This window comes from Halopseudomonas litoralis (assembly GCF_900105005.1).
In the GTDB taxonomy this organism is placed as follows: Bacteria; Pseudomonadota; Gammaproteobacteria; order Pseudomonadales; family Pseudomonadaceae; genus Halopseudomonas; species Halopseudomonas litoralis.
Window position 1 is genome coordinate 884685 of the sequence record NZ_LT629748.1, and the last position, 26917, is coordinate 911601.

Genomic DNA, 26917 nt, shown 5'->3' on the forward strand with positions numbered 1-26917 from the left:
TCTGCAGGAGCAATAGGTCATGAGAGTCTGGGCAGTAGCCAATCAGAAGGGCGGAGTAGGCAAGACCACCACAGCGGTGGCCTTGGCTGGGCTGCTGGCGGACCAGGGCAAACGCGTTCTGGCGGTGGATCTGGACCCACATGGCTCGATGACCAGTTATTTCGGTCATGATCCGGATCGCCTGACCAGCAGTGTCTACAACCTGTTTCAGCACCAGGGCCGGGTGCCGGAGGGGCTCGCTGCCGCCTTGCTGTTGGGCACCTCCCATGAAAACATCCGACTGCTACCGTCCAGCACCTCGCTGGCGACGCTGGAGCGCCAGTCTGCCGCCCAGGGCGGTTACGGGCTGGTCATCTCCCGTGCGCTGGCGCAGCTGCGCGCCCAGTTCGATTTCGTTCTCATCGACAGTCCGCCATTGCTCGGCGTGTCCATGATCAACGCCCTGGCCGCCTGCGAGCAGCTGGTGATTCCGGTACAGACCGAGTTTCTGGCGATGAAAGGGCTGGAGCGCATGGTGCATACCCTGAACATGGTCAACCGCTCGCGGCAGCAGGCGCTGCCTTATACCATAGTCCCCACACTGTTCGACCGCCGGACCCAGGCATCGCTGAGTACATTGCGCACGCTGCGCAAGGACTACGCCGACCAATTGTGGCAGGCCTATATTCCGATCGACACCAAATTACGGGACGCCAGTCTGGCTGGTGTCGTGCCGTCGCGACTGGAGAGTAACGCCCGCGGCGTGCTGGCTTACAGGGCGCTGTTGCGCTACCTGTTGGTGCACGTCACCCCGAAACCCAAGGAAGCGGTGAGGCAGCCAGCCTAATGCTTGGCGCGCAGCTGCCGATAAGCTGATTGACCCGGCGCGCGCGTCGGCTTTGCGAATCAACTCGGAACAACAGGCGACACATGAACAACCCCTTGCCCGTACAGCATTACGTTCCCGAGCAGACCATCCAGTCCTATCTGGATGCGCTGTTGCAGGACGCCGCCGCGGAGCTGGCGCTGGCCGAGCAGGAGCAGGTATTGCAGATAAGCTCTGAATCGGTATCCGAGCCGGCGCCCGAACCAGCCGCCGCTGAGGTGGATGAGGCCGTCTACTACAGTTTCCCCGACCCGCTGCCTGAACAGCCTGAGCCGCAAGCGGCGCCCGCTGCGGCCTGGCGTGAAGCACCCTTTGAAGCTCTGCTGTTCGATGTCGGCGGCCTGACCCTGGCGGTGCCACTGGTTTCCCTGGGCAGCATTCATTCGCTGGATGGCCCGATTACGCCGCTGTTCGGTCAGCCGGATTGGTTTCTCGGGATATTGCCGACCCCGGCAGGCAATTTGAAGGTCCTGGATACCGCACGCTGGATCATGCCCGAGCGTTATACTCAGGAGCTGCGCGACAACCTGCGCTTCGTGATTTCTGTGCAGGGGCATGAGTGGGGAATGGCGGTACATGGCGTCAGCCAGTCGATCAAGCTGGACCCTGCGCAGGTGAAGTGGCGGTCGGGACAGGGCAAGCGACCCTGGCTGGCCGGCACTGTGATTGATCAGATGTGTGCATTGTTGGATGTTGAAGCTCTTGCCGAGCTGATCACCGCTGGCAAACACGCCAGTGCACGTTTAGGATGAAATACATATCTCCCGGTAGCGCCGCCGAGCCTGACAGGGAATCATTGAGGTCGAGAGTGACAAGATGAAAGACAATACCACACAGCGTGCCGACGATCCGATCCTGCAGTGGGTTACCTTCCGGCTGGATAACGAAACCTATGGCATCAACGTGATGCAGGTACAGGAAGTACTGCGCCATTCCGAAATTGCTCCGGTACCCGGCGCGCCATCCTATGTACTGGGTATCATCAACCTGCGCGGTAATGTGGTCACTGTCATCGATACGCGTCAGCGTTTCGGTCTGGTTTCGGCTCCGGTTACCGATCAGACCCGTATTGTCATCATCGAGGCCGATCGGCAGGTCATCGGCATTCTGGTCGATAGCGTGGCCGAAGTGGTCTATCTGCGTCAGTCGGAAATCGAGACTGCGCCGAATGTGGGTACCGACGAGTCGGCCAAGTTCATTCAGGGCGTGAGCAACAAGAATGACGAGCTGCTCATTCTGGTCGATCTGGAAAAGATGATGACCGAAGATGAGTGGGCCGAGCTGCAGGACATCTGATCCACATGGATGAGCGCACGCTGCTTTTATTGTCGGGCTTGCTGCTGGGATTGCTGATCGCCGCGCTGGTGGGGACGGTTCTGTCCATCCGCCGGCTGGGCCGGCAGCAGATCGAGCAGGCATCGCGCAGCGATGCCCGTCTGGGTAAGCTCACGCAGAATCTGGCAGAGTATCAGCAGAGCCATATCCGTATGGGCGAAGAGCTGATCGCGTTGCGCAGCAAAATAGCTCTTCTGGAAAACAAGCAGCAACGCTTTGAGCAGCAGGATGTTCAGACCATGCCCTACAATCAGGCCAGCCGCCTGGTCGGTATGGGCGCCAGTCTGGATGATCTCATGCAATCCTGCGGTCTGACCCGCAGCGAGGCGGAATTGATGGTGAAGCTGCACGGGCCGAAGAGCTGATAACGATCCGCCGTCTCGCTCCAACCCCATAACCGGCCTGTGCGGGTCTCATTCCTTACTCGTCCGGCGGCACGAAACCCTCTGGCGTCTTGCCCTGCAGATGCCAGGCGAAAGCGATGATCTCGGCAATGGTCCGGTACAGTGCTTCGGGAATCTGGTCGCCCAACTCCATGCGCGTCAGCATGCTGGCCAGGTCGGCGTTTTCATAGATGGGCACTTCATAGTCCAGCGCCAACTGAATGATTTGCTCGGCCAGCTCACCTTCGCCCTTGGCCGTTACAGTGGGAGCCTGCTCACCGCCATCATAGAGCAGGGCAATGGCTTCGCGGTGTTCACTCATCAGGTTACCTCGTCTATCCAGCGTTGTTGCACCGCCTGCCGCGGCTCTGGTGGGCTGCCGCGATGACAGCTGAGCTCGCCGACGTCGAGCCCTTTGGTCAACAGTCGATCACGCAGCCGGTCCATTTCATTATTGAGGCGCTGCAAGGTATCGGCCTGCTCGGCCCAGAACTCGCTGCTGACGCGACCTTTGTACAGCCGGGCAATGGCCTGCAAGGGACCAAGCTGATCCAGATTGAAGGCCAGGCGTATTTCCCACTGCGGTGCCTGTTCGGTCTGGCGACCGTCCGGAGCATTGCTGTCGCGCTGAATGCGCATCTGTATCTGGGTAAACTGCTGGCCGTCGCGCAGAGGGATTTCCAGCTGCCAGACCGTCTGCGTACTGCCATCAGCGAAGGCCTGGGTCTGACCGAGGCTCTGGAACTGGTGATGCTGGATGCGCGACAGTAGGGCAGCGGTCAGGCGCAGCAAGCTGCCCAGGTCAGGGCTATCGGTAAGCGTCTGCAGCGCGCGCGCGGGCAATGGAAAGAGTCCGGGTTTGGCTGTCAGGGCCGCTTGCCATGGGCCGGGTGGAAAGGTCAGCGCTTTGCTGGCGTCGGGTGGCAGCTGCTGTTGCAGGGTGATCAGCAGCGTCAGCAGACTGGCCTTGAAGTCGGCGCCCGGCAGCGGCTCGGTACCGGGTGGTGTCGCCAGACTGGATAGCAATGGCAGCAGCCGCGCCAGAGGCGGCAGCAGAGTTTGCGACGGCTGGTCGGATGCGGGTTGTGCGGATCGTGCCGTGTTGCCGGTCTGCAATGCGCGATTCAGCTGGTCAAGCCCGGCTTCGAGAAACACACCGCTCTGACGAACCGCCTGGGCTACCCCGCTGGTCGTGCTCAAGTGCTCGGGTGTGGCGATATGGGTCAGTACCTGACGCATGACGGTCTGCAGCAGCGGCGGCAGGTCAGGGAGGGCGGCCACCTTATCCAGCATGCGCAACATGGGTTCGGCAGACGCCTGTGTCTGCAGGGTGGCGCGCATGCCCTGAAGCAGATCCAGCTGGCGGATCTGCTCGTTGGCGGAAGTGACGCGTAACTCACCTTGACCGCTTACCTGAGCCGTCAACAGGCTGCCGGGCGCCGCCGGGCGGGTACTGTCCAGGCTGAGCAGTGCGCCGGCAGCCGGCCCCTGCAGGACTTTGGCCAGCACCGCAAAGCGAGCTTGATCGCTGCCGGCCGGCAATGCCTGGTTGCTGATGATGCGTGCCTGCAACACGCTGCCCTGGGGGAACAGCTGCGGGTCCAGGCGGGTAACCACCTGCGGGCCCGAGGCCTTTCCGGCGACGCTATCCAGTATTGCCATCAACCGGCTGGAGCCGACGGCCTGAACTGTCAGGCTGGTGCCAGGATCGATTGCCTGACGGCTGGTGACGCTGACCTCGGTCGGCGGGATGCCCGCTTTGGCCAAGCGTAATAATATCTCGAACTGCCCCGTCTGCGCCTTGTTGCTGACTACCTCGGCACGGGCACTTTCCCCGGGCGCGAGGGTCGCTGCGGCAATCGGACGCAGCAGCTCCAGAGCCATCGCTGACGCAGCGGCAGCCGGGCTGGAGGGCGCGGTTTTGACGGCGTTGGCGGTTATGGGTGGCAGGTTCAGATCCGGCGTCATGTGTGTCACATATTGATGTAAATCAGAGCCCTGAGGGTAGGGGGCGTATGTATAATGGCGCCAGCAATTCTTCGGAAACAGCTAGGTATTTCAAGGGTTTTGGTATTGACTGGTGCCTATAGCAGTATAGCGGCAGCGCGCCAGCAAACATGAATGAACAGTAACTCTGGGTTTGGAGCAAAGGTGAAGCCACTGCCTGTAGAGCTGGACAGTCTGGCGTGTGAGCGAGATCAGCGCGAGCTGTTTGCTTCGCTGTCCCTGCGGCTTGAACCAGGAGAGCTGTTGCAGGTTGCCGGCCCCAATGGTTCCGGCAAGACCAGTCTGCTGCGCATCATGGCTGGATTGCTGCCACCATCGGCAGGTGACATGCGTTACGGTGGTGAGTCGGTATTCCGTGGTGCCGGGCGAGAGAGCTGGCGTCAGCAGCGACTGTATATCGGCCACGCACCGGCAGTTAAGGGGGCATTAAGCGCCGAGGAGAATCTGGCCTGGCTCTGCGCGCTCAGTCGTCCGGTGGAAAACGATCGCATCTGGCATGCGTTGGAGCAGGTCGGATTGCGCGGTTTCGAGGATATTCCCTGCCATAACCTGTCAGCCGGCCAGCAGCGCCGGGTGGCATTGGCGCGTTTGTACCTGGAGCAACACCCGGTATGGATTCTGGACGAGCCATTTACCGCCATCGACAAGACCGGTGTGGCGGCGTTGGAATCACATATTCTGCAGCATGCGCAGCAGGGCGGTCTGGTGATCATGACTACTCATCACGGCCTTGAACATCTGCCAGGTGTGCGCTGTCTGGATCTGGGACAGGTGAACTGATGCGGCGGATCGTCTGGTTGTTGTTCTGCCGTGAGTGGCGCCTGGCCTGGCGTCGGCCGGGTGACTTGCTCAACCCGCTGGTGTTTTTTGCCTTGGTCGTCAGTCTGTTTCCGCTGGCCGTCGGGCCAGAGCCGTCCATGTTACGGAGCATGGCGCCGGGGGTGATCTGGGTGGCGGCTCTGCTGGCCACCTTGTTGTCGCTGGATGGGCTGTTTCGCAGTGATTATGAAGACGGTTCGTTGGAACAATGGGTGCTGTCGCCACATCCATTGGCATTGATGGTGCTGGTCAAGGTGCTGCACCACTGGCTGATGTCAGGGCTGGCCATGGTTATTCTGGCACCCCTGTTTGGTCTGATGCTGGCATTGCCGCTGTCATCGCTACCGGTGCTGGCAATGACATTGTTGCTGGGTACGCCTGTGCTCAGTCTGCTGGGCGCGGTGGGTGCAGCCCTGACGGTTGGCCTCAAGAGTGGCGGTTTGTTGCTGGCCCTGTTGATCCTGCCGCTGTACATTCCAGTGCTGATTCTTGGCACCGGTGCCATGGACGCGGCGTTGCAGGGCATGCCGGTCACCGGTTTTGCGCTGTGGCTGGGCTGTCTGGCGGTGCTGGCGCTGAGTCTGGCACCGATCGCCATCGCCGCCGGTTTACGCATTGGGGTAAGTGAATGAGTTCATTAGCAGGTAACGCATGAATTGGAGCTTCTTTCATAAACTGGGTTCGCCCAAGTGGTTCTACGACATCAGTGGTCGCTGGCTGCCCTGGTTTGCCGTGATAGGTGTGTTGTTGCTGATCGGCGGATGCATCTGGGGCCTGTTCTTCGCACCGCAGGATTACCAGCAGGGCAACAGTTTCCGGATCATCTACATCCACGTGCCGGCGGCCTTTGTCGCTCAGTCCTGCTATCTGATGCTGGCGGCTGCGGGGATTGTCAGCCTGGTCTGGCGCATGAAGCTTGCTGATGTAGCGCTCAAGTGCGCCGCGCCCATCGGCGCCTGGATGACCTTTGTCGCGCTGCTGACCGGCGCTATCTGGGGCAAACCGACCTGGGGCACTTATTGGGTATGGGATGCTCGACTGACTTCCATGCTGATTCTGCTGTTCCTGTATTTCGGCATTATTGCTCTGGGCCAGGCGATCAGTAACCGCGAGACATCGGCCAAGGCCACGGCGGTACTGGCGATTGTCGGCATGGTGAACATCCCCATCATCAAATACTCGGTGGACTGGTGGAATACTCTGCATCAGCCCGCCACCTTCAAGCTCACCGAAAAGCCGGCCATGCCGGTGGAAATGTGGTTGCCGCTGCTGCTGATGGTGCTGGGCTTCTATGCACTGTTCACCGTCAGCCTGCTGATGCGCATGCGGCTTGAGGTGTTACGCCGTGAGCACAAGACTCGCTGGGTGCGTGACACGCTGGAGAAATTGTCATGAACAACCTGGCTGAAATGCTGGCGATGGACGGGCATGGTGTCTATGTCTGGTCGTCCTACGCCATTACCCTGGTCGTGTTGGCTCTGAACGTGGTGCAGCCGTGGCTGGCCCGTCGGCGCTTGGTCAATGAAGAGGCGCGTCGCCGCCGTCGGGAGATGAAATGATGCATCCGCAGCGCAAGAAACGCCTGTTGCTGATTCTGTTGGTCGTGGTCGGCGTCTGTGTCGCCGTGGCCTTGGCGCTGGGCGCTCTGAAACAGAATATCAACCTGTTTTATACCCCCACTGAGATTGCCAGCGGGGTCGCTCCGCAGGACGCACGCATTCGAGCTGGCGGCATGGTGGTGGCGGGCAGCCTCAAGCGGGCGCCGGACAGTCTGGAAGTGACCTTTGCCGTCAGTGACGGCAATGAAGATGTGCTGGTCTCCTATGGCGGTATCCTGCCGGACCTGTTCCGCGAGGGGCAGGGTATCGTCGCGCTTGGACGTCTGGATGAAAACCGCATGCTGGTCGCCGATGAAGTACTGGCCAAGCACGATGAGGAGTATATGCCTCCGGAAGTAGCCCAGGCGCTGGAGCAGGTCGAGCACATGAAAGTGGATGGCGTCTATACGCCGTCCTCCAACTGATCCGGAGGCAGAATGATTCCCGAACTTGGCCAGATTGGCCTGATCATCGCGCTGGTACTGGCGGTGCTGCAGGCTACCGTCCCGCTGTATGGCGCCTGGCGTGGAGATACTCTGGCGATGGGCTTTGCTCAGCCAGCCGCGCTGGCGCAGTGTCTGTTCGTGCTGTTTGCCTTCATCTGTCTGGTATATGCATTCGTCAGCAATGATTTCAGCGTGACTTATGTGGCGCTCAACTCCAACTCGGCGCTGCCCTGGTACTACCGGGTCAGCGCGGTGTGGGGCGGTCACGAAGGCTCGCTGTTGCTGTGGGCCTTGATTCTCGCTGGCTGGACCTTTGCGGTGGCGATCTTCTCTCGCGATCTGCCGGAAGAGATGCTCAGCCGCGTACTGGCGGTCATGGGCATGATCAGTATCGGCTTCCTGCTGTTCATGCTGATGACCTCCAACCCCTTTGATCGCCAGCTGCCGTATTTCCCGGCAGATGGTAACGACCTCAATCCACTGCTGCAGGATTTCGGCCTGATCGTGCATCCGCCGATGTTGTACATGGGCTATGTGGGCTTCTCGGTGGCTTTTGCATTCGCCATTGCGGCGCTGCTGGGTGGTCGCCTGGATGCTGCCTGGGCACGCTGGTCGCGGCCCTGGACTATCGTGGCCTGGGCTTTCCTCGGCCTGGGTATTGTGCTGGGCTCCTGGTGGGCCTATTACGAACTGGGCTGGGGCGGCTGGTGGTTCTGGGATCCGGTAGAGAACGCCTCTTTCATGCCCTGGCTGGTGGGTACCGCGCTGATTCATTCATTGGCAGTGACCGAAAAGCGCGGTGTGTTCAAGAGCTGGACGGTATTGCTGGCCATTGCTGCCTTCTCTCTGAGCCTGCTGGGTACCTTCCTGGTGCGTTCCGGCGTGCTGACCTCGGTGCACGCCTTCGCTACGGACCCCGAGCGCGGGGTGTTTATCCTCGGCTTCCTGCTGGCCGTTGTCGGCGGCTCGCTGGCGCTCTACGCGGTACGTGCACCTGTGGTCAAGAGCCAGATCGGCTTCGCCCTGTGGTCGCGGGAAACCCTGCTGCTGGTCAATAACGTAATTCTGGTGGTGGCCACGCTGATGGTGCTGCTGGGTACCCTGTACCCGATGGCGTTGGACGCGATTACCGGCACCATGGTGTCGGTGGGCCCGCCTTACTTCAATGCCTTGTTCGTACCCTTGATGGCCGTGCTCATGCTGGCCATGGGTGTCGGTGTGGTCAGCCGCTGGAAGGATACGCCGGTCAAATGGTTGATCGGTCAATTGAAGTGGGTGCTGATCCTGTCTGCGCTCGGGGCCATCGGTCTGGCAGTATGGATTGGTGACCATCATCTGGCCGTCGGCAGTATGCTGTTCCTGGTACTGTGGGTGACCGGCGCCAGTCTGCGAGACATTCTCGACAAGACCCGTAACAAGGGGCTGGCACGGGGCGTGCGCGCACTGCCACGCAGTTACTGGGGCATGACCCTGGCGCATATCGGTATTGCCGTGTGTGCCGTGGGTGTGGTCGGCGCCAGCCTGTTCGATAGCCAGCGTGATCTGCGCATGGCGCCGGGCGACACACTGGAACTGGGTGGTTACAGCTTCGTGTTCCAGGGCGCTACGCACCTGGAAGGCCCGAACTGGATTTCCGATGAGGGGCATATCGAAATATTCCGCGATGGTCGCCGAATCACTCTCCTGAACCCCGAAAAACGTCTGTATACCGTACAGAACATGCCGATGACCGAAGCCGGTATCCATGCCGGACTCACCCGTGACCTGTTTGTTGCCATGGGCGAGCCGCTGGAAAACGGTGCCTGGGCAATTCGTGTGCATATCAAGCCGTTTGTACGCTGGATCTGGGGTGGTGGCCTGCTGATGACCTTAGGTGGTCTGCTGGCGGCCAGTGATAAACGTTACCGCCTGAAGGTGCGACAGCGTCGCAACGTGCCTCTGGCGGCAAAAGGGGAGGCTGTCTGATGCGCAGACCCTGGATGCTGATTCCGCTGGTGCTGTTCGTACTGCTGCTGGCGTTGTTTCTGGTCACCCTGAAGGACAAGAAGACACAGCAGGATCTGGCTATTGATCCCAGTACGCTGCCATCTGCCCTGATCGACAAGCCGTTCCCCGAATTCAATCTGGCTGCGGTGGAAGAGGATGGGGCGAGGATTACCCAAGCGGATCTGGTCGGCCGACCGGCGCTGGTCAACGTCTGGGCGACCTGGTGCGTGGCCTGTCGCGTCGAGCACCCGGTGCTCAATGCGTTGGCGGAGCAGGGCGTGATCATTCACGGAGTGAACTACAAGGACAACACCGTGGATGCCCGGCAGTGGCTCAAGGAATTTCATGACCCCTACCAGTTGAATATCAGCGATACCGATGGCCGACTTGGGTTGGATCTGGGTGTTTATGGTGCGCCTGAAACCTTCCTGATCGATGCCGAAGGGGTGATCCGTTACAAGTTCGTCGGCGTGGTCGATGAGCGCGTATGGGAAACCCAGCTCGGTCCGCGCTATCAGGCGCTGGTCGATGAAGGAGTGCAGCCATGACCCGCTGGTTGAATGTGCTGCTGCTATCGATGCTGGCACCGCTTGCATTGGCTGCGGTGGATACCTTCGAGTTTGAAACCGAAGCGCAGCGTCAGCAGTTCTATCAGGTCAGCTCCGAGTTGCGCTGCCCTAAATGTCAGAACCAGAACATTGCGGACTCCGATGCACCCATCGCCATGGACCTGCGTCGTGAAGTGCACCGCATGGTCACCGAAGGCAAGGACGACCAGCAGATTCTGGAGTTCATGGTCAGCCGCTATGGCGACTTTGTGCGTTACAAGCCCGCTCTGACGCCGGCAACAGTGGTGTTGTGGTTTGCCCCGGGTGTATTGCTGCTGGGCGGGTTTGTGTTCCTGATCGTGCTGCTGCGACGCCGTCAGCGGGCGCTGCGTGCATCGGCAACACAACACATGAGCCAGGACGAGCAACAACGTCTGCAATCCCTGCTGGAAAGAGAAGAAGACAGCTGATGACTGATTTCTGGGTTTATAGCGCGCTGCTGATGCTGGCGGGCATGCTGGTTGTGGTCTGGCCGGTATGGAAAATGCGTGGTCAGAGCAAGGTTGATAGAACCGCTCTCAACGTGGCGTTGTACGAGGAGCGTGTAGCGGAGTTGGGCAATCAGCAGGCGGCGGGAGAATTGACCGCCGAGCAGCACGATGCTGCGCTGGAAGAAGCGGGCAAGCTGCTTCTGGAAGATACTGCCCGCGCAGATGAAGAGCGTCGCCCATTGCGCCGTGGGGGCCCCTGGCCGCTGATTCTGGCTGCCGGCGCGTTGCCGCTGGTGGTGGTCATGTTGTACATGAGTTGGGGTAACCCCGCTGGCGTTGCCCTGTTGCGTGAAATACAGGACGAACCGGCACCGGCCAATCTGGAGGGCTATATCGACCGCATGGAGCGCATTACCGAAGTCCAGCCGGAGAACGGTGAGGTCTGGTACATGCTGGGTCGCGCCTACCTGGCTGATCAGCGCCCTGAGAAGTCGGCAGAGGCATTTGCCAACAGTCTGCAGCGCATCGGTGAGCGTGCCGAAGTGCTGGCGCAGCTGGCACAGGCGCGCTTCTTTGCCAATAACAACCATCTAGACAGCGAGTCTGTGGCCGCATTGGATCGAGCTCTGGAACTCAACCCCAACGAGCCGACGGCTTTGGGCCTGTTGGGAATCGCTGCGTTCGAGTCCGGCGAGTACGCTGGTGCGATCAGCTACTGGAAACGGTTGATGGCCGGAATGCCACCGGGCAGCGAAGGCGCCAAAGCCATTCAGGGCGGTATTGACCGGGCGCAGGAGCGTTTGCAGGCCTCGGGCGGTGGTGAAGTCGCTGATACAGATGCCGCTGACGATCGGCAGGCGCAGGTCAAGGTGCGCATCGAGCTGGCTGATGACGTGGCTGCGCAATTTGCGGATGACGCTGTGGTGTTCATCTCTGCCCGCGACCCTGATGGCCCACCCATGCCGCTCTTCGCTCAACGCCTGGGCAAGGGACAGTTGCCGACAGAAGTGACGCTGGATTCCGGCGATGCACTGATGCCAGGTGTCGAAATGAAGCCAGGCCAGGCTCTGCAGCTGAGCGCACGCATCTCCGCGACCAGCGACGTCATGCAGGCAAGCCACGCAGCCGAGGCCATAGATATCATTCTTGGCGAACAGCAGGGCCAGCCCAGCGTACTGCGGATAGATCGCGCCCTCTGAGCCTCAAGCGCTCCCAGGCTAGAGCGTGGGAGTCGCAGTAATCCGATAGTTCCCGCGCTCCAGCGTAGGAATGCATATGGAGATGCTCCGCGCTCCGTTCCAGCCACCGCGCAGAGCATGGGAACCATCTGATAGCGCGGCGTCCGCCTGCCACTCCGATCGTCCAGACCGTTTGTATGGTTCATCTGCAGGTCCAAAATGGACCTGTCAGGGTGGAGGGGCTCAATCGTTTTCCGGCCTTTCGGCACGGACTGTGGGAGATTTCGCCCCACCCTCACCATAAACGCCAATAGAGAATCCATCGGCAGAGCCAAGCCGCTCAGACCGACGATACGTCGCAAGCCAGCGTCTGGTGAGCCCTGACAAGTCAAAGACTACTTTAGCTTGGAGGACGCGCCATGACAAAATCTGTTGAATCTATCCTGGTGGGTATCGATGTCAGCAAGGCGGAGCTGGTGATCGCTCGCAGTGACGCCCCTCAGATCGACACGATCAACAACTCCCCCAGCGCTATTAAGCGCTGGTTGAAGTCGTTGCCGCAGGGCTCAAGGATCGCGCTGGAAGCCACCGGAATTTATCATCGGCAACTGGCCACGCTGGCTCATGCAGCAGCACACCCGCTCTACTTACTGGATGGTTATCGGCTCAGCCGTTACCGCGATGGGGTAGGTACCCGGGCCAAGACCGACCCGTCTGATGCCAGACTGATCCTGCGTTATTTGAGCAACGAGCTTGAGGAGCTCAAGCCTTGGATCCCTGCCCATGATGCGTTTTACCGCATCCAAAGCCTGATGCGCCGTCGAGCCTCGCTGGTTCATACCCGAGTAGCGTTGAGCCAGAGCTTGCAGGATGTACCTGAGTTGAAGCAGGCGAGCAAACAGCTGGATACATATCCGTCGCGTTGAGCTGCTGATTACCCAGCGCCTGAAGCAGGCCTTGGCAGACGTAGGCTGGGACGCAGATGCAAAACGCTGCATGGACATCGAAGGCATTGGCGAGCTGAGCTCAATGGCACTCGCCAACACCTTCCACCGAGGTCGCTTCAAGAGCAGTGACGCCTTCATCGCTTACCTGGGGATGGATGTCAAAGTCCGAGACTCTGGCAAGCAGGCAGGCCGACGAAAACTCACCAAGAAAGGCGACCCGGAATTACGCCGCCTGCTCTACAACGCGGCTATGGCTGCCCGTAAAACCGCTGCCTGGAAGGCGTTATACGAGACCTATCTATCACAGGGACTCAAGCCCATCCAGGCGCTGATCAAGCTGGCAAGAAAGTTGGCGCGCATTGCCTTTGCCTTGATGCAGAATCAAACGGTTTATCGGCCCAAAACCTGATAAAAGGGGTTGGCATGAACCATAGAATCTCCCACGCTCCAGCGTCCGGGATACTCCAGGCATAAAAAAACCGCCATCACAAGGACGGCGGTTCGGTCATGCAGGTCGCTGCCGGGTCAGATTCCGAATACCCAGAACATCAGGTAGTAGGCGACCACGCCGACGATGACCACGCCGGCGAGGTTCAGCTTGAAGCCTGCGGTGATCATGTCGCTGATTTTCATATGGCCGGTACCGAAGACGATGGCATTCGGCGGGGTGGCTACCGGCATCATGAAGGCACAGCTGGCGGCCACGGCGGCCGGTACGGCGTACAGTATCGGCGACACGTCCTGGGCCATGGCCAGCGCGCCCATCAGCGGCAGGAAGGCTGCCGCCGTAGCGGTATTACTGGTGATCTCGGTAAGGAAGATGATCACGGCTGTAATGATCAGCACGATAGCCAGGGTCGGCAATGTGCCTACCGCGGACATGGATTCGGCGATCCATACGGCCAGGCCGGAGGAGGTAATGACGGACGCCAGTGTCAAGCCACCACCGAACAGCAGCAATACGCCCCAGGGCATTTTCGATGCAGTGTCCCAGTCCATCAGGTTGCCTTTCTCGCGATCAACCGGGATGAGGAACATGATGATTGCCGAGGCAATGGCGATGATGGTGTCGTTCAACCAGGGGATGAGCGATTCGGATATCAAGGGTTGAAAGATCCAAGCGGCGGCAGTCAGCAGGAACACGATACCTACCCGCTTCTCACCTCGGCTCATTGATCCCAGGTCGTTCAATTGTTTCTGCAGCAACTCGCGGCTGTTGTTGTCAGCGCTAAGCCCGAAATCCTTGCGCGCCAGGAACAGCCAGACCGTCGCCAGCATCAATATCGAAATCGGCACGCCAATCAGCATCCATTGACCGAAACCGATATGGATATCGTGGTTGTCCGCAAGATAGGCCACCAGCAACGCATTGGGTGGAGTACCGATGATGGTGCCGACGCCGCCAAGGCTAGCCGCATAGGCGATGGCCAGCAGCAGGGCGGTGGCATACTTGCGCACGGCAGCAGGATCCTCGTTCTCGAACATGCTGACCACCGAAAGACCAATCGGCAGCATCATGATGGCGGTTGCTGTATTACTCACCCACATACTGAGGAAGGCGGTGGCAATCATGAAGCCACCAATCTGATGGCTGGGCTTGGTGCCCACCGCCAACAGTGTCATCAGTGCGATGCGCTTGTGCAGGTTCCAGCGTTGCATGGCCAGACCCAGCACGAAGCCACCCATGAACAGGAAGATGGTCGGGTTGGCATAGGGCGCGGTTGCCTGACCGACACTGCCCAGCCCCAATGCCGGGATCAATACGATCGGCACCAGCGAGGTGGCCGGAATCGGAATCGCCTCGGTGGCCCACCAGGCTGCCAGCAGCATCATCAGGCCGCCTGCCTTCCAGGCCGCCTCGCTCATTCCAGCCGGCGCAGGGATCAGTATGGTCATGGCCAGCAGCGCAGCGCCGATGAGCAAGCCAATGATGCGGCTGGCAGACCAGCCATTTGACGGTGATTGGGATGTTGTCGTAGCAGACATTCAGTTATCCAGTCTCGAATTTATCTTTGTTCATATTTGCAGCAGCGCAGTTGTGCCGCCGCCAACCAAGAGTAAAGCCTATTGCTTGCTTACCTGCGAACCGGAATGACCTTCTGACCATGCATGATTCCCAATGCTTGGCTCGGGGCTTCTATTCAGGAAGTATTACAGGTAAAAAGGGACGTTTTTCCAGTGTGCAAATATCCGCCGGATGGCTGCCAGACACTTACCGAACGGCAAGGAACGACATTTCTCAATGCGACTCAAGTGCATCAAGCTGGCGGGTTTCAAGTCCTTCGTGGATCCTACCACAGTTTTCTTTCCGACCAATATGGGCGCGGTTGTCGGGCCGAACGGCTGTGGCAAGTCGAATATAATCGATGCAGTGCGCTGGGTGATGGGTGAAAGCTCGGCAAAGAACCTGCGTGGCGAGTCGATGACGGACGTCATCTTCAACGGTTCGAACAGCCGCAAACCCGTAGGACAGGCGTCTATCGAACTGATCTTCGATAACAGTGATGGCACCCTGCAGGGTGAATACGCGGGCTACAACGAGATATCCATACGCCGCAAGGTAACCCGCGAAGCACAAAATCAATATTATCTCAATGGGACCAAATGCCGACGTCGGGATATCACCGAACTCTTCCTTGGGACCGGCCTCGGGCCGCGTAGTTATTCAATCATCGAACAGGGCATGATCTCCAAGTTGATCGAAGCCAAACCCGATGAATTGCGGCTGTTCATCGAGGAGGCGGCGGGCATTTCCAAATACAAGGAACGTCGCCGGGAAACCGAAAACCGTATCCGCCGCACTCATGAAAACCTAGAGCGCCTGACCGATCTGCGCGATGAGCTGGAGCGGCAATTGGCGCACCTGCATCGTCAGGCCCAGGCGGCGGAGAAGTACAAGACCTTAAAAGCCGAGGAGCGTCAGCTCAAGGCGCAGTTGCAGGCGTTGCGCTGGCAGACGCTGGATACACGAACCACCGAACGTGAACAGCAGGTACGCAGCCTGGAGGTCGCGCTCGAAGCCATTATCGCCGAGCAGCGCAACGCCGACAGCGAGATCGAGAAGCAGCGTGACCAGCACAGTGATCTGAACGAAGGTTTCAATCAGGTACAGGCGCGTTATTACAGTATCGGCGCTGACATCAGTCGTATCGAGCAAGTGTTGCAATTCAACCGTGACCGCCAGCGCCAGATACGCGAGGATCTGGACCAGACCGAGCAGGCCTGGCAGGAGGCGCAGAGTCATCTGACCCAGGATCAGGCGCTGCTCGCCGATCTGCGCGACGAGCTGGCCCGCACCGAGCCGGAGCTGGAATTGGCCGGCGCCGCTGATGAGGAAGCCGCGGACCGCATGCAGGAAGCCGAAGCGGCGATGCAGGCGTGGCAGGGCAACTGGGACGAGTTCAACCAACGAGCCTCGGCGCCGCGCCAGCAGGTAGAAGTGGAGCAGTCGCGCATCCGGCATCTTGAGCAGAGCGTAGAACGCTTCGGTGATCGCATCCAACGGCTGGAAGATGAACGCCTTGGGTTGTCCGCCGGTTCGCTGGATGATGAACTCGATGAGTTGAATGAACAGCTGGTCGAACTGGAAATGCGCGGCGAGACCGACCGGTTGGCGCTGGATGATCTGACTGACAGCCTGCAACAGGAACGGGATACCCTCGGCGCATTGACCCAGGAGCTGGATATCCGCCGGGGCGAGTTTCAGCGTCAGGGTGGTCGTCTGGCCTCGTTGGAGGCGCTGCAGCAGGCGGCGCTGGACCAGGGCGCCGGGGTGCAGCAATGGTTGCAGGCACGAGGGCTGGACAGTACAGCGGTGCTGGCAGGGCAGCTGCGCGTCGCATCGGGCTGGGAGCGCGCGGTGGAGGCGGTACTGGCCGATGATCTGCAGACTGTGTGCCTGAGTTCCCTGGATGAGCAGGCGGCAGCGCTGGATAGTTTCCAGCAAGGCAGTCTGCGCCTCATGGATGCTTCGACTGGTGCAGCGGGTGCAGCGGGTGCGGCGCCTGCCGGCGATTGGCTGCTGGCCAAGGTAGACTCCGCGCTGGATCTTACCGCCTGGTTGGGCAGCATCCGCACCGCTGCAGATCTGCAGCAGGCGCTGGCCATGCGCGCATCGCTGGCCAGTCATGAGTCCGTGGTGACACCTGCCGGGCACTGGCTGGGGCACAACTGGCTGCGCTTTCAACGTGGCGAGGATCAGGGCGCTGGGGTGCTGGCTCGGCAGCAGGAAATGCAGGATCTGCATACCAGTCTTGAACAGCAGCAGGCGCGACTTGATGCTGACGAGGAACGAGTTGTCGAACTGCGCGAGCACAGTCGCCAGTTCGAACTGCAGCGCGATTCCCTGCAACAACGTCTGGCCCAGCTCGGACGCGAACAGGGAGAGCTCAAGGCGCAGCGCTCGGCGCGGCAGGTACGGCTGGAGCAGGTCAATGCCAGACGCGAGCGTATTACAGCCGATCTGGAGGATATTCAGGCGCAGCGCGCTGATGAACTCGAACAGCTTGGTGAAGCGCGGATGACGCTGCAGGATGCGCTCGATAGCATGGCCGATGACAGTGCTCGTCGTGAAGCCTTGATCCAGCAACGCGAGCAGGTTCGCGCGCAGCTTGAGCAGGCCCGCCAGCAATCACGCGAGCAGCACGACCGGGCACACCAGCTGGCGTTGCGAAAACAATCACTGCGGGCACAGCTCGATTCCACCGGCCAGGGGTTGGAGCGGTTGCAGGTTCAGGTCGAACGCCTGGCCGAACGCCGCGAGCAGCTGCAGATGTCGCTGGAAGAAACTCAGGGACCGGAAGAGGACCAGCGCATCGAGTTGGAATCCCTGCTCGAACGTCGTCTTCAGGCCGAGCAGGATCTGGGCATGGCGCGTCAGGCGCTGGAGCAGGTCGATCAGCAGATGCGCGAACAGGAGCGTCGGCGTCAGCAGGCAGAGCAGCAGGCGCAGGCGTTACGCAGCCAGCTTGATGAGCAGCGCCTGCTGACCCGAGATATGCAGACACGGCGGCAGGGATTGCAGGAGCAGTTGCTGGAGGCCGGCTACGATCTGCAAGGCGTTATTGCAACGCTATCCGAGGGCGCCAGTGAATCCGAATGGGAGCAACAACTGACGCGTCTGGATGCGCAGGTCCAGCGGTTGGGTGCGATCAACCTCGCGGCAATTGACGAATACGAGCAACAGTCCGAGCGCAAGCGCTATCTGGACGCCCAGAACGCTGATCTTGTAGATGCGCTGGATACCCTGGAACAGGTGATTCGCAAGATCGACAAGGAAACCCGCAGCCGCTTCAAGGAAACCTTCGACAAGGTCAATGCGGGTTTGCAGAATCTGTTCCCGAAAGTATTCGGCGGCGGCAGCGCCTGGCTGGAGCTGACCGGTGATGATCTGCTGGATACCGGCGTGACCATCATGGCGCGCCCGCCAGGCAAGAAGAACAGCACCATTCATCTATTGTCCGGTGGCGAAAAGGCGTTGACGGCGATCGCTCTGGTGTTCTCGATCTTTCAACTGAATCCCGCGCCGTTCTGCATGCTGGACGAAGTGGACGCGCCGCTGGATGATGCCAACGTTGGGCGCTATGCGCGCATGGTGAAAGAGATGTCGAGTCGGGTGCAATTCATTTACATTACCCACAACAAGATCGCCATGGAAATGGCTGATCAACTGATGGGTGTAACTATGCATGAACCAGGATGCTCTCGGCTTGTCACAGTCAATGTTGAAGAAGCGGTGGCGCTGGCAGAAGTATAGATTCGGCCGCTGCACAATATTGCGCGAGCATGTTACTGTCTCGCATAAGTGCTAAGAGCCTCAAAGGTTCTTCATTGGTAGGGCATAACGGGAACTGCTATTCATGGATTTTGGTTTGCGAGAGTGGCTGATCATCATCGGCCTTTTGTTCATTGCGGGAATTCTTTTCGATGGCTGGCGACGCATGGGCGGTCGCTCGCGCATCCGTTTCAAGCTCGAACGTGATTTCAAAGGGGTGCCGGATGGCGGCGCCAATGACGAACTGTTGGGGCCGCCCCGGATTATTGCCCGTGGTGAGCGGGAAGAACCATCGTTTGGCGATGACTTCTCGGATGACCCGGGAATCGAAGTCGAGCCCGTCAGACAGCCCCAACAGGCAGGACTGGATCTGGACGTGCCGCTCGAGCCACAGCCGCCCCTCCACCAGCCGACCTCTGGCGCCGGCGGCAAGCCCGGACTGGCCACCCGGTCGGTGGAGCCGGTATTGCAGGCAACCGAGAAAGTTCCACCGCCAGCCCCTGAGCCCGAACCCTTTGATGAGGTATTGGTCATTCTGGTGGTCTCCCGTGGTGAGGAGGGTTTCCCCGGAGCCGCCATGATGCAGAGCATCATGGAGAGTGGCCTGCGCCACGGCGATATGAACATCTACCATCGTCATGAAAGCATGACCGGGAATGGTGACGTTTTGTTTTCCATGGCCAACGCATTGAACCCCGGCACCTTCGACCCCGAGGAGCTGGAGCACAGCCACGTGCGGGCAGTGAGTTTCTTCATGGGGCTGCCGGGCCCGCGGCATCCGAAACAGGCACTGGATCTGATGATCGCCTCGGCGCGCAAGTTGGCGCAGGAGTTGGGCGGCGATCTGAAGGACGAGAATCGCAGCGTGCTGACTGCCCAGACCATCGAACATTACCGCCAGCGGATCGCTGAATTCGAGCGCAAGCGCCTCGGCCAGCGCCGCTGAGTTGACCTGAGGGCAGCGCGCAGCGCAGACACTTTTCGTACAGAGCCGCCTGGTATGGAGCGAGCACTCGGCTCCAGACAGGTTCCCTCTGCGCGGGAACCTTCACTGTGGGCGCTCCAGCGTTTGAATTCCACCCTGGTGCATTATGAGTCGGTGCAAGCCGCGCTGCCGCCGGAGGTGGGTTCCTTGCTACAATCATCGTCTTGTTTCCATCGCCGATGATTTGACCAACCATGATCTCGAATTCAGACCCTTCGGTTCACGCTCAGCAGTTGCGTGAGCAGATCGCCCAGCACAACTACAACTACTATGTTCTCGACGAGCCTACGGTGCCCGACGCGGAATATGATCGGTTGTTCAACCAGCTGAAAGCACTCGAAGAGGCCAATCCCGACATCATCACCCCAGACTCGCCCACTCAGCGGGTCGGTGGCATGGCCTCGTCGGCATTCGGTCAGGTGCGTCATGACGTCCCCATGCTGAGCCTGGGTAATGCCTTCCAGGAAAGCGACATGCGCGACTTCGACAGTCGGGTGCGCCGCGCACTGGATCTCCCTGCGGGCGACCTGCTTAGCGATGCTGCCAGCGTGGCTTACTGTTGTGAGCCCAAGCTGGACGGTCTGGCCATCAGCCTGCTGTATGAAAACGGCGTGCTGGTCCGTGGTGCTACCCGGGGCGATGGCACCACCGGCGAGGACATTACCGCCAACGTGCGTACCGTACGCAATGTCCCGCTGAAGCTGCGCGGTTTTGGCTGGCCAGCGGTGCTGGAAGTACGTGGCGAGGTCTATATGACCAAAGCCGGCTTCGAGCGGCTGAACGAAAGCGCCCGCGAGGCGGGCAGCAAGACCTTCGCCAACCCGCGAAATGCTGCAGCTGGCTCGCTGCGTCAACTCGATTCCAACATCACCGCCCGGCGCCCGCTGGAGTTCTGCTGCTACGGCATAGGCCGCTTTGAAGGTGAGCTGCCCGACACCCAGGTTGGCATTCTGCATTGCCTGCGTGACTGGGGATTGCTGATCAGCCGTGAACTGCAACTGGTCGACGGCATCGATGGTTGTCTGGATTACTACCGGGATATCGGTGAGCGCCGCAACAGCTTGCCTTACGAAATCGACGGTGTCGTTTTCAAGGTCAATGATCTGGCGTGGCAGCGTGAGCTGGGTTTTCGGGCGCGTGAACCGCGCTGGGCTATCGCGCACAAGTTTCCGGCGAGTGAGGAAATGACCGAGCTGCTGGACGTTGAATTTCAGGTCGGCCGCACGGGCACCGTTACCCCGGTGGCGCGGCTGAAGCCGGTACAGGTTGCCGGCGTCACAGTGTCCAATGCCACATTGCACAACATGGATGAAGTGCAGCGCCTCGGGGTGATGATCGGTGACACTGTGATCATCCGCCGCGCCGGCGATGTCATCCCCCAGGTGATGCAAGTGGTTGCTGATCTGCGGCCCGCCGATGCCCGCCCGGTGCATGTACCTGAGCAGTGCCCGGTATGCGGGTCCGCTGTTGAGCGTACTCAGTTGATCAAGCGTGGCCGGGGCAGGCAGACGGTGACCGAGGGTGTGGCCTATCGTTGCGTCGGACGCCTGGCCTGCAAGGCGCAGCTGAAGCAGGCGATCATGCATTTTGTGTCGCGTCGGGCACTGGATATTGATGGTCTTGGCGAGAAGATTATCGAGCAGTTGATCGAGCGCGAGATGATTGCTTCACCCGCTGACCTGTATGCATTGACCTATGAACAGGTCATTACTCTGGAAGGTTTTGCCGAGGTGTCGAGCAATAATCTGCTGCTGGCGATCCAGCACAGCAAGCAGGTGACACTGGCGCGCTTCATCTATGCGCTGGGCATTCCCGACGTTGGTGAAGAAACCGCCAAACTGCTGGCCCGCGCGCTGGGCACCCTGGCGCGGGTCAGCCAGGCGAAGCAAGAGGTACTGCAGTTTTTACCGGAGGTAGGCGCCGAAGTTGCCCATGAGATTTCGTCTTTTTTTCAGGATGAACACAATCAGACGGTTATTCATCAACTGCGCGAGCGGGGGGTGGAGCTGCAGGAGGAAGGCGAACTGGCGCCGGAGTTTGCTGCCAGCGTCAGCCTGGGCGAGTTCCTCGCCCGCCTGGAAATCCCCTCGGTCGCCAGCACCAGCGCTCAGCGATTGGCTGACCGCTTTGGCGGTCTGCCCGCCATCATAGAAGCGGATTGGCTCGATCTGAAGCAAGTCGAACGGCTGAACGAAAAGGCCATCAAGAGTTTGCGCGAGTATTTCCAGGATGTGGCACAGCGGCAACGAGTACTGGCTATCGAACAGCAGTTGAAGGATTTCGGTATGCACTGGGATAGCCCCAAGGCTCAGGGCGCGGAGCTGCCCCTGAGTGGTCAGACCTGGGTGCTGACCGGCACTCTGGAAACATTTTCGAGGGATGTGGCCAAGGACTACCTGGAAGACCTGGGTGCCAAGGTGGCCGGCAGCGTCTCGGCCAAGACCCATTGTGTGGTGGCTGGGCCGGGCGCTGGCAGTAAGTTGGCAAAGGCCGAGCAGTTGGGGGTGCAGGTGATGGACGAGGCCGGATTGCTCAGGCTGCTTGCCGATCACGGCATTGATCCATGAAGCACGCCGTCATTCTGGCTCCCATGGAGGGGCTGGTGGATGCCCCGCTGCGCGATATCCTCACCCGTATCGGCGGTATCGATCGTTGTGTCAGTGAATTCATCCGGGTGACGGATGGTCCGCTGAATACCGGTACCATCCGGCGTATCGTTCCGGAGAGCCTGCATGATTGGAAAACCGCTGCAGGCGTGCCGGTGCATCCACAACTGCTGGGCTCGGACCCCGACTGGCTGGCGCATAACGCAGCGCTGCTGGCAGAGTTGGGTGCGCCGGCGGTGGATCTGAATTTCGGCTGTCCGGCAAAGACCGTCAATCGTCACCGCGGTGGTGCCACGCTGTTGCGTGAGCCGGACACGCTATACCAGATCGTTGCTGCCGTGCGGGCGGCAACACCTGCGGCCATTCCGGTCACGGCCAAGATGCGCCTGGGTTACAGCGACACCAGCCTGACGCTGGAATGCGCCAGTGCACTGGCCGATGCAGGTGCGGCAGAGATCGCCGTGCACGCGCGGACCAAGGTAGAAGGCTACAAGCCGCCGGCGCATTGGGAATGGCTGGCCAGAGTGCGTGAGTCGGTGGCTGTACCGGTGGTTGCCAATGGAGATGTGACAAGTCTGGATGACTATCAGGAAATCCGTCGGGTCAGTGGCTGTGAGCAGGTCATGATCGGTCGTGGTCTGGTTGCACGCCCTGGTCTCGCGCACTGCATCCGAACCACGGAGCAGGGCATGGCGGGAGCTGACCTGAGCTGGACAGAGCTGCAACCCTGGTTGTTGGACTTCTATCGACAGGTGCGTGAGCGAGTCGCTGATCGCCATGCCCCGGGTCGCTGCAAACAATGGCTGGGATTTCTCGCCCAGCATTATCCTCAAGCCCAGGCGCTATTCGATGTTGTGCGTCGGCAGACCTGTGCTGAGGAGCTGCAGGTAATGCTGGCGCAGGACCGGCAGCTCCTGGCTATCCAGCGGGGTGAACCCCGCCTGCAACTCAACGAAATCGTTGAGGCCCGGTAATCGAGGGTTGATGCAGGCGAGTCTCCACAGCCGCCTGTGATCAGCTCCTCCGGTAAGCCCGATTGAGCTTCTTCATGCCGCCGATCCAGCGATCATAATTCTCCGCCTTGTTGCGAAAATAGTTGAGCACTTCGGGATGCGGCAGGACCAGGAAGGTCTCTGCCTCAATGGCCTGCAAGCAGGCCTCGGCGACCGGCTCCGGTTCCAGCATACCGTCGATGCTGGCAACGCCATCTTCGTGGCCTTTGGTCATGGCCGAACGCACGGCCTGGGGGCAGAGCACCGATACCTTGATGCCGTCATCGCCATAGGTCAGTGCCAGCCATTCCGCCAGAGCCACCGCCGCGTGCTTGGTTACTGCATAGGGGGCAGAACCCACCTGTGACAGCAAGCCAGCAGCGGAGGCAGTATTGAGGAAGTAACCCTCGCCACGCTCGATCATCCGGGGAGCCAGGTGCCTGGCCGCATAGATATGGGCCATCACGTTGATGTCCCATATCCGCTGCCAGTCATCGTTGGATACTTCCGGGCCGCCCGACACCATGATGCCGGCGTTGGAGCAAAACAGGTCAATGGGACCCTCCAGGGTCTCCACGTCATCAATCATGCTCTTGATGTCCTCTTCCGAGGCGACGTTGACCTGGCGGGCAATGCCATTGATCTGTTCCGCTGTTTCTCGCGCACCCTGTTCATCGAGGTCCGCACAGATAACCCGCTTGGCGCCGGCTTCGGCAAACCGGATCGCCAGCGCTCGGCCGATGCCACCGGCCGCGCCGGTGACCACTACAATACGATTGTTAATATCCATGGTCAGCTTCCTTCCAGTGCTGTACGCAGGGCCTTGGCGGCCGCTGCGTCCCGGATTCTAGTTGTGGGATTTGACTTCGGCGCGGGCCACCACGTTGTGATGAACCTCGTCAGGGCCATCCGCAAGACGCAGCGTGCGCTGCTTGGTATACATTTCTGGCAGCGGTGACCACTGACTGATGCCGGTGGCGCCATGAATCTGGATGGCCTGGTCAATGATATTGCAGCATTTCTCGGGGACCATGGCTTTGGCCATGGAGACCCAGATGCGGGCTTCCTTGTTGCCCAGCACATCCATGGCCTTGGCGGCTTTCAACACGATCATGCGCATTGCTTCGATTTCGATACGGGCACGGGAGATGGTTTCCATGTTCTTGCCCAGATCGATAATGGAGCGGCCGAAGGCTTCGCGATTCAGGCCCCGATCAATCATCAGACCGAGAGCCTTTTCAGCGGAGCCGATGGAGCGCATGCAGTGGTGGATACGGCCTGGCCCGAGGCGCAGCTGGGATATCTCGAAACCGCGCCCTTCACCCCACAGAATGTTGTCTTTCGGGACCCGGACGTTGTCCAGTTTGATGTGCATGTGGCCGTGTGGCGCATCGTCATGACCGAACACGTTCATTGGACCGAGTATCGTCAGGCCGGGCGCGTCCATCGGCACCAGAATCTGCGACTGCTGGCGAAAGGGTTCTGCATCCGGACTGGTTTTTACCATGCAGATCATTATCTTGCAGCGGGGGTCGCCGGCACCGGAAATATAATATTTTTCGCCGTTGATGACCCACTCATCGCCTTCAAGCACGGCGCTGGTTTCGATATTGCGCGCATCGGAGGAGGCTACCTGGGGCTCGGTCATGCCAAAGCATGAGCGGATCTCACCATTGAGCAGGGGCTTGAGCCACTGTTCCTTCTGTTCCGGCGTGCCGACACGCTCCAGTACTTCCATATTGCCCGTATCGGGAGCGGAGCAGTTGAGCGTTTCAGAGGCGAGCGGGTTCTTGCCCAGTTCAACCGCGATATAAGCGTAATCCAGGTTGGACAGACCCTCACCGGTTTCGGCGTTAGGCAGGAAGAAGTTCCAAAGACCCGCCTCCTTGGCTTTTTTCTTGGCGCCTTCCAGCAGGTCCAATTGGCCGGGCGCATAGCTGAAGCGCTCTGCACGGCCCTCTCCCAGACGGTTGTACTCCTCCAGGATGGGGTCGACATTATCCCGGATGTGCTGTTTGACGGCATCCAGCAGTGGGCGGACCTTTTCTGACATGGTCAGATCGTTGAGTTTATGAGCGTTGTTTGAGCTATCCATGGTTATCTCCTGCAGGTATGGGTGTGGGGATATTCGTACATTCACTTCGTATACTGTGCCGATCGATTTTTCCGGTTCCGCCCCGGGGCAGGGGAGTTGGCCAGAACCAGATTCTTTCCGGGATCTTGAAGGCCGCCAGGTGGCTGGCAAGTCCATGTTGCAACTTGCTTTCTGTTACGTCTGAGTCGGGCAGGAGATAGACCGCCGCACCAACGACTTCCCCCAGGCGCTCATCCGGTATCGGAAAAACACAGGCTTCGGATATGCCTGGGTGGTGATGCAGGGCGCCTTCTACCTCCAGACACGAAATATTCTCGCCGCCGCGGATGATGATGGTCTTTTTCCGGTCAACGATATAAAAGAACCCCTCGTCATCCATGCGGGCCAGGTCGCCGGTGTAAAGCCAACCGTCTCGAAGGGTCGAGCGGGTGGCCTCTGGCTGGTTCAGGTAACAGCGCATGTTTGCCGGGCTTTTGATGATCAATTCACCGATCTGACCGGTGGGCACCTCGCGGCCCTGCTCATCGACGATCAGGGCCTGCTGCAATGGCGGCGTCAGCCTGCCCGCGGTTTCCGGACGTTCCACATAGTCCGGACCCGAGGCCACAATTCCCAGGCCGTTGGTTTCCGTCATGCCCCAGCCAGAGCCGATCATGGCACGGGGAAAAGCCTGCGCCAGCAGGCTGACCTGGGCCGCAGGCCGCTTCGCGCCGCCGGCTACAATACCCGCCAGCGATGGCAGGTCCTGATCCTGCCGACGAGCCGCATCCATCAGTTCAACGGACTGGGTGGGAACACCGACGAATCGGGTGATCTGTTCGCTGTTGATTACCCCAACTGCGAGATCCGGATCCCACTTGTAGATCAATACGATCTTGGCACCGGTGGCCAGCCCCTGCAGGAACATCGAGTTCAGGGCCGTTACATGAAATAGCGGGGTAACGATCAGGGATGCAGTCTGGGGTGGCGGTGGAGCATCAGCAGTGGGATTGATCAGAGGTGTCATTTCCTTGAACATCACCAGGGAATGGACGGCTGATATGGCGCCCCGGTGAGTAAGAACGACTCCTTTGGGAGTACCGGATGACCCGGATGAGTAGAGCACCGCAAAGTCATCATCGGGGTCAAGGGGAACCGCCGGCCAGGTGACAGGCTCGGGGCGATCCTTGATCTGTTCATAACTCAGAGAGCCTTTTGCATCCCGTACAGCCACCAGCGCGATGTTGTGAGCTTTTGCATGGGAGGCCACAGCCTCGTACCGGGGGCCATCGGCAAATACAACCCTCGCCCCGCAGTCCTCCAGCGCGAACACCAACTCGTCTGCGGACCACCAGGCATTCATGGGTACCACTACGGCACCGATTGAGGCCGCAGCCATGATCAGCACCAGCATCTCGGGATAGTTGCGCATGGCAATCGCAACCCGGTCTCCTGGGGCTACCTCAAGCTGTTCGACCATGCCATGGGCCAGCCTCAGAACCTCGTCGCAGAACTGTCCGTGGTTCCAGCGCTGGTCCTGGTACACCAGTAGATCCCGATGGCCATAGGTGTCGGCGGATTTCTGCAGAAGCGCCCGCAGATTGGCCGGGGCGTTGGCAAAAACCGTATAGGCCGTGCCATGGATACAGGCTTGTGTCAGAGCAAAGCGCGGGTCGGCCCCGGTGATGTGTTCAACGGCTGCCTCAAGGGGCATGCCGGTAATGTTGGGCGCGTGGTCGTTGTGATTCATTATTATTATCCAGTCATTGACAGAGAGAGGCTGTCTTCCTGACGCCTGTGGGGATCCGCTTTGGTAACACCGCTGGAGTTATCAAGCTACTGAGGCGTAGCGGTGATGTCTCCTGTTATTCATCCAGTGAATAG

Annotated in this window: 23 protein-coding genes and 1 pseudogene; 18 read left to right on the forward strand and 6 right to left on the reverse strand. The window is 59.8% G+C overall.

Going from position 1 to position 26917, the window contains the following annotated elements; genetic code table 11:
- Positions 1-19 precede the first annotated feature (19 nt).
- From BLU11_RS04375 to BLU11_RS04390, 4 genes are all read left to right on the forward strand, one after another.
- Positions 20-826: a ParA family protein gene (locus BLU11_RS04375; RefSeq protein ID WP_090272220.1), complete on the forward strand. Its 807-nt coding sequence runs from the start codon at positions 20-22 to the stop codon at positions 824-826.
- A gap of 83 nt (positions 827-909) precedes the next feature.
- A complete protein-coding gene (locus BLU11_RS04380) occupies positions 910-1617 on the forward strand; it encodes a CheW domain-containing protein (RefSeq protein WP_090272221.1) in 708 nt (235 codons plus the stop codon).
- Between the two features lie 64 nt (positions 1618-1681).
- A complete protein-coding gene (locus tag BLU11_RS04385; RefSeq protein WP_090272222.1) occupies positions 1682-2161 on the forward strand; it encodes a chemotaxis protein CheW in 480 nt (159 codons plus the stop codon).
- Positions 2162-2166: 5 nt separating this feature from the next.
- Complete coding sequence (locus BLU11_RS04390) at positions 2167-2565, forward strand: DUF2802 domain-containing protein (protein WP_090272223.1); 399 nt, start codon at positions 2167-2169, stop codon at positions 2563-2565.
- Positions 2566-2620: 55 nt separating this feature from the next.
- On the opposite strand, the gene BLU11_RS04395 is transcribed toward BLU11_RS04390, so the two are convergent.
- Both BLU11_RS04395 and fliK read right to left on the reverse strand, forming a co-directional pair.
- Complete coding sequence (locus BLU11_RS04395) at positions 2621-2905, reverse strand: EscU/YscU/HrcU family type III secretion system export apparatus switch protein (protein WP_090272224.1); 285 nt, start codon at positions 2903-2905, stop codon at positions 2621-2623.
- Positions 2905-4551 (reverse strand): flagellar hook-length control protein FliK, encoded by a 1647-nt coding sequence (gene fliK, locus BLU11_RS04400; protein WP_090272225.1) that lies wholly within the window; start codon positions 4549-4551, stop codon positions 2905-2907. The genes BLU11_RS04395 and fliK overlap by 1 nt, the downstream gene beginning before the upstream one ends.
- 153 nt (positions 4552-4704) lie before the next feature.
- Between fliK and ccmA the strand changes: the two genes are divergently transcribed.
- From ccmA to BLU11_RS19855, 10 genes and pseudogenes are all read left to right on the forward strand, one after another.
- Complete coding sequence (gene ccmA, locus BLU11_RS04405) at positions 4705-5370, forward strand: cytochrome c biogenesis heme-transporting ATPase CcmA (protein ID WP_090272226.1); 666 nt, start codon at positions 4705-4707, stop codon at positions 5368-5370.
- Positions 5370-6041 carry a heme exporter protein CcmB gene (gene ccmB, locus BLU11_RS04410; protein WP_090272227.1) on the forward strand — a complete coding sequence of 224 codons (672 nt, stop codon included), beginning with the start codon at positions 5370-5372 and terminating at the stop codon, positions 6039-6041. Before ccmA ends, ccmB begins: the two co-directional genes overlap by 1 nt.
- 19 nt (positions 6042-6060) lie before the next feature.
- Positions 6061-6804: a heme ABC transporter permease gene (locus BLU11_RS04415; RefSeq protein ID WP_090272228.1), complete on the forward strand. Its 744-nt coding sequence runs from the start codon at positions 6061-6063 to the stop codon at positions 6802-6804.
- Positions 6801-6968 (forward strand): heme exporter protein CcmD, encoded by a 168-nt coding sequence (ccmD, locus tag BLU11_RS04420; protein WP_090272229.1) that lies wholly within the window; start codon positions 6801-6803, stop codon positions 6966-6968. Before BLU11_RS04415 ends, ccmD begins: the two co-directional genes overlap by 4 nt.
- On the forward strand, positions 6968-7432 hold the full coding sequence (gene ccmE, locus BLU11_RS04425; RefSeq protein WP_090276238.1) for a cytochrome c maturation protein CcmE: 465 nt from the start codon (positions 6968-6970) through the stop codon (positions 7430-7432). The genes ccmD and ccmE overlap by 1 nt, the downstream gene beginning before the upstream one ends.
- A 12-nt stretch (positions 7433-7444) precedes the next feature.
- Complete coding sequence (locus BLU11_RS04430) at positions 7445-9418, forward strand: heme lyase CcmF/NrfE family subunit (protein WP_090272230.1); 1974 nt, start codon at positions 7445-7447, stop codon at positions 9416-9418.
- Positions 9418-9987 (forward strand): DsbE family thiol:disulfide interchange protein, encoded by a 570-nt coding sequence (locus BLU11_RS04435; protein WP_090272231.1) that lies wholly within the window; start codon positions 9418-9420, stop codon positions 9985-9987. The genes BLU11_RS04430 and BLU11_RS04435 overlap by 1 nt, the downstream gene beginning before the upstream one ends.
- Positions 9984-10457, forward strand: coding sequence for a cytochrome c-type biogenesis protein (locus tag BLU11_RS04440; protein ID WP_090272232.1), 474 nt, complete (start codon positions 9984-9986; stop codon positions 10455-10457). Before BLU11_RS04435 ends, BLU11_RS04440 begins: the two co-directional genes overlap by 4 nt.
- Positions 10457-11677, forward strand: coding sequence for a c-type cytochrome biogenesis protein CcmI (gene ccmI, locus BLU11_RS04445; protein ID WP_090272233.1), 1221 nt, complete (start codon positions 10457-10459; stop codon positions 11675-11677). Before BLU11_RS04440 ends, ccmI begins: the two co-directional genes overlap by 1 nt.
- Positions 11678-12075: 398 nt before the next feature.
- Positions 12076-13012 (forward strand): annotated as a pseudogene (locus tag BLU11_RS19855) (IS110 family transposase).
- A 116-nt stretch (positions 13013-13128) separates the two neighbouring features.
- Here the strand turns inward: BLU11_RS19855 and BLU11_RS04455 are convergent.
- Complete coding sequence (locus BLU11_RS04455) at positions 13129-14589, reverse strand: SLC13 family permease (protein ID WP_090272234.1); 1461 nt, start codon at positions 14587-14589, stop codon at positions 13129-13131.
- 256 nt (positions 14590-14845) lie between these two features.
- On the opposite strand from BLU11_RS04455, the gene smc reads away from it, so the two are divergent.
- The 4 genes from smc (at position 14846) to BLU11_RS04475 (ending at position 22941) form a co-directional block, all read left to right on the forward strand.
- Entirely contained in the window at positions 14846-18358 is a 3513-nt protein-coding gene (smc, locus tag BLU11_RS04460) for a chromosome segregation protein SMC (protein ID WP_090272235.1), read from the forward strand.
- A 103-nt stretch (positions 18359-18461) separates the two neighbouring features.
- Positions 18462-19322, forward strand: coding sequence for a cell division protein ZipA (gene zipA / locus BLU11_RS04465; protein ID WP_090272236.1), 861 nt, complete (start codon positions 18462-18464; stop codon positions 19320-19322).
- Between the two features lie 233 nt (positions 19323-19555).
- Positions 19556-21928, forward strand: coding sequence for an NAD-dependent DNA ligase LigA (ligA, locus tag BLU11_RS04470; protein ID WP_090272237.1), 2373 nt, complete (start codon positions 19556-19558; stop codon positions 21926-21928).
- On the forward strand, positions 21925-22941 hold the full coding sequence (locus BLU11_RS04475; RefSeq protein WP_090272238.1) for a tRNA dihydrouridine synthase: 1017 nt from the start codon (positions 21925-21927) through the stop codon (positions 22939-22941). The genes ligA and BLU11_RS04475 overlap by 4 nt, the downstream gene beginning before the upstream one ends.
- Before the next feature lie 40 nt (positions 22942-22981).
- Here BLU11_RS04475 and BLU11_RS04480 read toward each other — a convergent pair whose 3' ends face one another.
- Genes BLU11_RS04480 through BLU11_RS04490 form a run of 3 tightly spaced genes read right to left on the reverse strand, consistent with a single transcriptional unit; the run spans position 22982 to position 26783 of the window.
- Positions 22982-23749 (reverse strand): SDR family oxidoreductase, encoded by a 768-nt coding sequence (locus tag BLU11_RS04480; protein WP_090272239.1) that lies wholly within the window; start codon positions 23747-23749, stop codon positions 22982-22984.
- 57 nt (positions 23750-23806) lie between these two features.
- Positions 23807-25012, reverse strand: coding sequence for an acyl-CoA dehydrogenase family protein (locus BLU11_RS04485; RefSeq protein ID WP_172828709.1), 1206 nt, complete (start codon positions 25010-25012; stop codon positions 23807-23809).
- A gap of 34 nt (positions 25013-25046) precedes the next feature.
- Positions 25047-26783 (reverse strand): class I adenylate-forming enzyme family protein, encoded by a 1737-nt coding sequence (locus BLU11_RS04490; protein WP_197674257.1) that lies wholly within the window; start codon positions 26781-26783, stop codon positions 25047-25049.
- Positions 26784-26917: the final 134 nt, after the last annotated feature.

Excerpts from the sequence above, each read along its gene's own strand:
- BLU11_RS04375 (WP_090272220.1), top strand. The coding sequence starts at position 20 with ATGAGAGTCTGGGCAGTAGCCAATCAGAAGGGCGGAGTAGGCAAGACC.
- BLU11_RS04380 (WP_090272221.1), top strand. The coding sequence starts at position 910 with ATGAACAACCCCTTGCCCGTACAGCATTACGTTCCCGAGCAGACCATC.
- BLU11_RS04385 (WP_090272222.1), top strand. The coding sequence starts at position 1,682 with ATGAAAGACAATACCACACAGCGTGCCGACGATCCGATCCTGCAGTGG.
- BLU11_RS04390 (WP_090272223.1), top strand. The coding sequence starts at position 2,167 with ATGGATGAGCGCACGCTGCTTTTATTGTCGGGCTTGCTGCTGGGATTG.
- BLU11_RS04395 (WP_090272224.1), bottom strand. The coding sequence starts at position 2,905 with ATGAGTGAACACCGCGAAGCCATTGCCCTGCTCTATGATGGCGGTGAG.
- fliK (WP_090272225.1), bottom strand. The coding sequence starts at position 4,551 with ATGACGCCGGATCTGAACCTGCCACCCATAACCGCCAACGCCGTCAAA.
- ccmA (WP_090272226.1), top strand. The coding sequence starts at position 4,705 with ATGAACAGTAACTCTGGGTTTGGAGCAAAGGTGAAGCCACTGCCTGTA.
- ccmB (WP_090272227.1), top strand. The coding sequence starts at position 5,370 with ATGCGGCGGATCGTCTGGTTGTTGTTCTGCCGTGAGTGGCGCCTGGCC.
- BLU11_RS04415 (WP_090272228.1), top strand. The coding sequence starts at position 6,061 with ATGAATTGGAGCTTCTTTCATAAACTGGGTTCGCCCAAGTGGTTCTAC.
- ccmD (WP_090272229.1), top strand. The coding sequence starts at position 6,801 with ATGAACAACCTGGCTGAAATGCTGGCGATGGACGGGCATGGTGTCTAT.
- ccmE (WP_090276238.1), top strand. The coding sequence starts at position 6,968 with ATGCATCCGCAGCGCAAGAAACGCCTGTTGCTGATTCTGTTGGTCGTG.
- BLU11_RS04430 (WP_090272230.1), top strand. The coding sequence starts at position 7,445 with ATGATTCCCGAACTTGGCCAGATTGGCCTGATCATCGCGCTGGTACTG.
- BLU11_RS04435 (WP_090272231.1), top strand. The coding sequence starts at position 9,418 with ATGCGCAGACCCTGGATGCTGATTCCGCTGGTGCTGTTCGTACTGCTG.
- BLU11_RS04440 (WP_090272232.1), top strand. The coding sequence starts at position 9,984 with ATGACCCGCTGGTTGAATGTGCTGCTGCTATCGATGCTGGCACCGCTT.
- ccmI (WP_090272233.1), top strand. The coding sequence starts at position 10,457 with ATGACTGATTTCTGGGTTTATAGCGCGCTGCTGATGCTGGCGGGCATG.
- BLU11_RS04455 (WP_090272234.1), bottom strand. The coding sequence starts at position 14,589 with ATGTCTGCTACGACAACATCCCAATCACCGTCAAATGGCTGGTCTGCC.
- smc (WP_090272235.1), top strand. The coding sequence starts at position 14,846 with ATGCGACTCAAGTGCATCAAGCTGGCGGGTTTCAAGTCCTTCGTGGAT.
- zipA (WP_090272236.1), top strand. The coding sequence starts at position 18,462 with ATGGATTTTGGTTTGCGAGAGTGGCTGATCATCATCGGCCTTTTGTTC.
- ligA (WP_090272237.1), top strand. The coding sequence starts at position 19,556 with ATGATCTCGAATTCAGACCCTTCGGTTCACGCTCAGCAGTTGCGTGAG.
- BLU11_RS04475 (WP_090272238.1), top strand. The coding sequence starts at position 21,925 with ATGAAGCACGCCGTCATTCTGGCTCCCATGGAGGGGCTGGTGGATGCC.
- BLU11_RS04480 (WP_090272239.1), bottom strand. The coding sequence starts at position 23,749 with ATGGATATTAACAATCGTATTGTAGTGGTCACCGGCGCGGCCGGTGGC.
- BLU11_RS04485 (WP_172828709.1), bottom strand. The coding sequence starts at position 25,012 with ATGTCAGAAAAGGTCCGCCCACTGCTGGATGCCGTCAAACAGCACATC.
- BLU11_RS04490 (WP_197674257.1), bottom strand. The coding sequence starts at position 26,783 with ATGAATCACAACGACCACGCGCCCAACATTACCGGCATGCCCCTTGAG.